This is a genomic window from Paenibacillus rhizolycopersici (assembly GCF_014947195.2).
Classification (GTDB): domain Bacteria; phylum Bacillota; class Bacilli; order Paenibacillales; family Paenibacillaceae; genus Fontibacillus; species Fontibacillus rhizolycopersici.
Genome location: NZ_JADCNN020000003.1, coordinates 344,240 through 350,753 on the forward strand (window position 1 = coordinate 344,240; position 6,514 = coordinate 350,753).

The 6,514-nt window shown below is 58.0% G+C and carries 3 protein-coding genes and 1 pseudogene; all 4 read right to left on the bottom strand.

What is annotated here, in order from left to right; genetic code table 11:
• Positions 1-47: 47 nt before the first annotated feature.
• Entirely contained in the window at positions 48-1,325 is a 1,278-nt protein-coding gene (locus tag IM700_RS05365; protein WP_204801119.1) for a BNR-4 repeat-containing protein, read from the bottom strand.
• Positions 1,326-1,530: 205 nt separating this feature from the next.
• Entirely contained in the window at positions 1,531-2,676 is a 1,146-nt protein-coding gene (locus IM700_RS05370) for a glycoside hydrolase family 88 protein (RefSeq protein ID WP_193416514.1), read from the bottom strand.
• Positions 2,677-2,714: 38 nt separating this feature from the next.
• On the bottom strand, positions 2,715-5,093 hold the full coding sequence (locus tag IM700_RS05375; protein ID WP_193416515.1) for a GH36-type glycosyl hydrolase domain-containing protein: 2,379 nt from the start codon (positions 5,091-5,093) through the stop codon (positions 2,715-2,717).
• A 242-nt stretch (positions 5,094-5,335) separates the two neighbouring features.
• Positions 5,336-6,514, bottom strand: a pseudogene (locus IM700_RS05380) (glycoside hydrolase family 2 protein); the annotation flags it as partial.

Below are 6,514 nucleotides of genomic sequence, written 5' to 3' on the forward strand. Positions count from 1 at the left end.
AAAAAAGCTCTTGGACCCTTCTCTCGTCCAAGAGCTTTAATTTCACTTCAGTTATTCCTGCCGTAATATAACTTGAGATTCGGGATATCCACCAGGTACAGGATATCGACGCCTTTGGCGCTACGCTCCACTGCCAGCCGCTCGATCGGTTTGCCAGGGGCCAACGATATCTCGGTCCATCCGGCTCCGCTCGAATTCACGGCCACGAAGGCCCGATCCGCACCGCTTTGCTTCACGTAGTAGATTCTCGCTTCCGTGCCGGTCCAGGTGACATCCACCGCAGCCCGCGTCGCGGCGGCATCAAAGACCGTTTGCAGCTCCCAGCCTCCCGTGCCGTAGGTTGCCTGCTTCACGGCGAAATTCGCGCTGCCTGCTTCACGGTAACGGTAGGCGATGATCGGCCGTCCTGCGGAGTCCACCGTCATTTTGGCGCTTTGCACGCCGGGTCCGCCCGGATCGTCGCCGCTCTGCACGTAGGTTTCGCCAGGGGCTAAAGGCTGGACGATATCGGCCGTAGACAACGTCGCCGGAAGGGATACCGGCGTTCCATCCGCCTTCGTAAAGCTGCCTGTGGCTGGGCTGTACTTCAGGTACGACAGCTCATGGCGTAACGCGCTGGCGGCAAAATGCGCCCACTCGAACAAAATATGCATATCACCATTCGCATTAAAAGCCAAGTCGTCCGGATAAACGGACCGATTCAGCGTTGATGCGATCACACCGATCTGACTCCAAGTCGAGGCCGTATTATCCCAATGGAACAGGACGCCTTCCCGTTTCCCCGCAGGATCTTTGGCCGCCCGTGCGAAGAGATACAAATCCCCGTTTGGCGCGGTTTTGACGATCGGATAAGAGATTTTCATATCCGGACCCGGCATATCTGCCGAGTGGTTCTGGGGAGCCCCGCCCACGGTGTCCGAACGAAAATATCGCCAGTTATTATCGTGCATTGAGGCAAACACATGGAATCGGCCGCTGCCGTCCCTCGCGATGGAGGGCTGGTTGTGACCTAAATCGTCGATATACTCGGCTACGACGGACCCGTTCATGACCGGGATATTGCTCCAAGCCCCCGTTCCGTCTCTTCTGGCGATATATATCGTATGCATACCCGCTGTGCCCCCGGGCGCATTGTAAGCCATATAAGCGTATTCATACCCCGTTCCATACGTATCCAGCGGCGACCACCATCCCGCCTGGTTGCTGGAATCCATCGGATAAGGAACCTCTGTAAGTTCAGCGGCCGCATACCCCGTAGTTGTCGGCAGCAGCGTCATCAACGCTACAAACCAGAGCCCGATTCGCCAACCTTTTCCCCTGTTCACACTTCTCGCCTCCTCAAACTGAAATCGCTTGCAAAAGTCAATCCCCCGATAACCTTGGCCCTCCCGCTACCGGTACAAGCGTATCACGCTGCCCCGAGCCGGAATAGAAACAAAACAACGTTCTGAATAGAACGGAATTACGCATTTTTGCTAAAAATAGAACATTTCTCCTTTATCATACAGACCAACCCCGGATTCACGTGAATTAACGCCCGCGTTCGTACCAATATCCCGGGATCCCGTGGCCAAGGCGCATCAACGCTTCGAGGTAAAAATAATCCCCCCAGATCACATAATCATCGGTTGCGATACCGCCCCTCACATAGTAGGAGCCGTGTCGCAGGAAGCCTTCGCCTTCCCGGGCCTCGTTCGTGCCGCCCGAGAAACAATGCTTCGCCAGCGACGCCACGGCACGTTCAGCAAAAGCCAGAAGATCTGCCCGGTCCGGGTCATCGGCAGGTAAATGCTCCACGAGTTCCAGAACGCCGCATGCCGCGATCGCAGAAGCCGAACTATCCCGAGGTTCGCTTTCGTTTTGAGGCGCATCAAAATCCCAATAAGCAATGAGATCCGCAGGCAGATGATCGATGAAATAACGGGCCAGCCGCTTGGATGTATCCAAAAAAGAAGCTTCCCGGAAATAACGGTAGGAGAGCGCAAATCCGTAGATTCCCCAAGCCTGCCCCCGCGTCCAGGTCGATCCGTCGCGATAGCCCTGATGCGTGCCGCCCCGAACCGCATCGCCGGTCGCGGTATCGAAATAAAACGTGTGATACGACGAGCCGTCGCCTCTCACCAAGAATCGCTGGCTTTGCTCGGCATGAATTCGGGCGATGTCGGCATATTCGGGATCCCCGGTTTGCTGGCTGGCCCAATAGAGTAAGGGCAAGTTCATGAGGCAGTCGATGATGATGCGTCCGCCGTTGATTTCATCCCCCTCAGGGCCCCAGGCTTGCAGGATGCGGGCAGTTGGCCGCCACCGTGTCAGCAGCAAATCGGCCGCTTCCAGAGTCGACTTCCGGGCGGCCTCATCTTGCTCTACGATCCACTGCGCCCCGGTGGACAACAGATATAGAAAGCCGATGTCGTGATGCTCCAAATGGCTCCGCCGCGTAAGCCGGTCTTGAAAAGACGCCGTGGCCGCTTCAGCCGCTTGACGGATTGTTTCGTCCCGGCTGTACTCGTAGCTAAGCCATAAGATACCCGACCAGAAGCCTTCGGTCCAATCGGTATGCTCCACCAGCTGGTACTTGCCGTCTCCCTGGCTGACATGCGGAAAACGGGTTTGAAAACGGGAGATATTCGTTCGCGTAATGTCCAGCGTTTGTTCGATCCATTCATTCCAGTTCATTTTATCCTCCTGTAGGTTGGCTTGATGGATTTTTCAAGTTACATGACGACGTCAACACGGACGGATGAGCGTCCGGGATAAGCCGGCAGGACATGGCCCTCCAGCGGCTGACCGTCGACGGTGATGTGTTTTACGCCCTGGCTAACCCGGCTTTCGTTGCGAACCGTAATCTCGTAGTCGCAGCCACGGAACCGGCGTTTCACCGTGAACCCTTCCCAAGCCGCGGGAATGCAGGGGTTGACGGACAAGCCCTGCAGCACCGGTTTGATGCCCAGGATATATTGCGTCGCGGCGACGTACATCCAAGCGGCCGTCCCGGTCAGCCAGGACACATTGGCCAATCCGAACTTGTCGGACTCCGGCCCAAACAAGTTTGAAGCGTAGACATAAGGCTCCGCCTTATACCGCCACAGACCCGCTTGGTCCATCGCTACGTTCGGGAGCAGTTGGCGGTAATACTTGTAAGCGACATCCCCTCGTCCGAGCAGGCATTCGGCCATGATCGCCCAGGTATTGGCGTGGCAGAATACCGCCCCGTTCTCCCCCGTCCCCTTGTTGTAATTCGTCAAAGGATCGGCGGGATCGGGAAACGTGCTGATGGAAGGGTGGATTTTTTTGATGCCAAGCTCCGTGTCCAGCAGCTCCCGGACGCTGTCCATCGCTTGCCGACCTTTCTCCGGATCGACCATCCCGGATAGAACCGCCCAGGTTTGGGCGTTCAGCCAGATTTTCGCTTCCTCGTGCTCATCGCTCCCAAGGAAACGGCCGTCATCCATAATGGCGCGGCGGAACCAGCGACCGTCCCAGCCAATGCGGTTGACCAGCTCCCGCTGCTGTTCGTACATGGTCTCGTATTTCGCGACATCCTCCGGACGGCAGGCGGCGACGGCGAGATCAACCATCCGTAACAGCACCAGGCCAAGCTGCATGGCGGTCCAAATGCTCTCCCCCCGGCCCTCGCGGCACACCCGGAACAACTGGTCGTTCCAATCCGATCGCAGCATCAACGGGAACCCGTTGGGTCCCAGCTTCGACGCCGTAAAATCGATCGCGGCCTTCAAGTGCTCGTATACTGTTCCTTGACCGCCATCGTAGTAAGGCACTTCCGCTAGCAAAAACGCGGCGTCACCGGTTTCAGCTAACAGGTCCCAAGCCGCCAATGCCGGCCATAAATGATCGTCGGAATGGATGCTCGTCACCGGCTCCCAACCTTCATGAGGGAAAAAGTAGTGGTTTGCGTGCCCGTCCCGGTACTGCTGGCCGAGCAGTAGCCGCAGCTTGCCCAGTGCTTGCGCCGGATCAAACGGCACGACCGCCAATATATCCTGCGACGTGTCCCGGTACCCGACACCGCGGAACGTTCCGGTAGCATAGAAGGAAATATTCCGTGAAAACAGAAAGTTGCGATGCGCCTGATACGGGTTCCAGATGTTCAGCATCCGCTCGGCGTCCGGATCCGGTAGCCGGCACTCCCAAGCTCCGAGATAACCGTCCCAATAGGAATGTAGCCCTTGAAAAGAACGTTCTGCAAACCCGGGTTCCCGGGAATGGACAAGCGCCTGCTCAACCTCGGCTTCATCTTGGGCTGTGCCAAGGAAGAGATGAAGGGTCCGGCTTTCGCCCGGCTGCAGCGTGACCTTGAATTGCAGCGCTCCGCAAGGATCTCCGCCCATCAGCGTCGATCCGCGGCAGCTCCCTTCTTCGATCGCCGCCGGATTGGCTTCGCTGCGATAGCTACCGATAAATTCTTCGCGGTCGCCGTCATATCCGGACAGCGGCGCGTCGGAAGCAAAATAAACCAGCGGCGTCTCCTCCGGCTTCGGTTGATTTTCGACGCCATACCGGTACACCAGCGCCTCGGACGGACGGTACTGCACGGAGACCTGGTGCTTGTTATAGCATTGCCACTGCAGCTCGCGCATGAATTCCATCATCCCAAACTCCACGTAAGCGTAAACGTTCAGTTCTTTGGCTACCGAGGTTTCATTGGACAAGGTTAATTTCCAAATCAGCGAATTTTCGTAGGGACCCACGAAATACAACGTTTGGGCCGCGATTCCGTCCCTCCTCGCTTCAAACCGGGTGTAGCCGAGGCCGTGGGTGCTTTTCCAGGTATCCGGTTTGGCGGCAGCAGGTTCGTTGGTGGGGCACCAGTACGTCCCCGAGTCCGCGTCCTGGACGTAAATATAGGGGCCCGAGCGATCCATCGGCAGGTGAAAAAACCGATAGCGCGTAATCCGCCAAATTTGCGGCGATTTGTAAAACGCGACCCCGCCGCCCGCATGGGACAACATCGTATGGAATGTGCCGTTGGACAAATAGTTCATCCATGGGGTCGGCATGTCGTGCCGGTGGAACTCGATTTCTTTTTCCGCATCGCGGAAGGAATAGTAGCTTTGCGGGTCGATCGGTTTCATGGGTATCCACTCCTTACTTCTTTGTTGATTTCTAACGGACCTCAGCGCCGTTATTTAGCTGGAAAAGACCGATTCCATCTGTAACGGACTCCAAAGACCTTATTGAGCATCTAAACGTACGATCAAGCCTATTTGGGAGGAAATAGCGGCTTTCCGGTCCGTTAGAAACAGGAAAGGTGCGTTTTCGGACAATTAAGGTCTTTCAGGTCCGTTATACCGTAAACCCGTGAGACCGGGTCCACCTATTTGGGCTCTACCTCGTCTAGCGTCAGGCTATACGACAGATCCTTCATATAGCGGCCGTCGGGATGAAGGAAGACCAAACCGAAGTCAAGATCCTCGTCACTCCCACGCACGATGGCAATCAGCCGGTTCAAACCCGGATTCAAGACCAGCTCCTGTTCCGGCTCCGCTACCCGCTCCCCGTTCAACACGATTTCAACCGTGGAATAGGTATCGGCGAGCACGCGCAGCCGTCCCCGACGGGGAGCTCCCTCTTCTTCCGGTACCGTCACGAAGCAGCTCAGGAACCACGGATCCCGACCCGCATTGGCGAGATGCAGCAAGCCGGTGGAGCGGCGTTCTTTTTTCTGCATCCAGCCGTACAGGCCTTCGCCCAAATTGTTTAGCGAAAATTCCGGATCGGTATAGTAAGCCCTCATCGCGTCGGAATCGACGTAAGTCGGACAAGGCAGAGCCATCATGGCTTCCACGGCCCACTCGCCGTCGCCTTTCTCCTCGTACAGCAGCTCATCGTCAAAAGAGGCACCCAAATGAGCCAGCAAGCGAGTATATAAGCGCAGCGCCTTGTCGCTTTCAGGGTCCGGTAACAGCTGGGAGCATACTACGGTTCCGCTCCCTACTTTGGCTTCAATCAGGAACGCACCGGATGGCCGGGCTTTCCGGCGAATTAGCTCCACCAGCGCGAGGCGGCTGTATTCGGCGGTGTATCCCTGCACGAAAAAGTCCTTCCAGGCCGTGCCTTCCACGCTGGTGCAAAGGACGTCCACGCCTGGCGCTTCCAGGCGGTGGGTGGCGAGGACCCGGTTGACCACCTCCCGCGGCGACAAGAACACCTTGTCGAAACCGAACAGGTCAACCGGGCTGAGCCCGCGGACGGCGGCGTGCGCGTAGTCCGCCGCCAAATGGTACGTCTCGTGCGGCGCCACGCGCACGGGACGGTCCAGCAGGCGGGCCAGCGCCGCCTGCTGCCCGGGCTGCGCCGGCAGGACGAGCACGCGTCCGCCGGCTTCGGCATGGCGCCGGACGGCTTCCGCCGCCCCCGGCGCCTCGAGCAGGCAGGCTTCGGCCACCAGCAGGCCGAAGTCCTGCCCGGGCGGCATGGCGGTGTCCCCGCCATGCCCGCCAGGCGCGGGCGCCGGCGCATCGCCCGGCGCCAAGGGGCCTCGCGGCGCGGCATG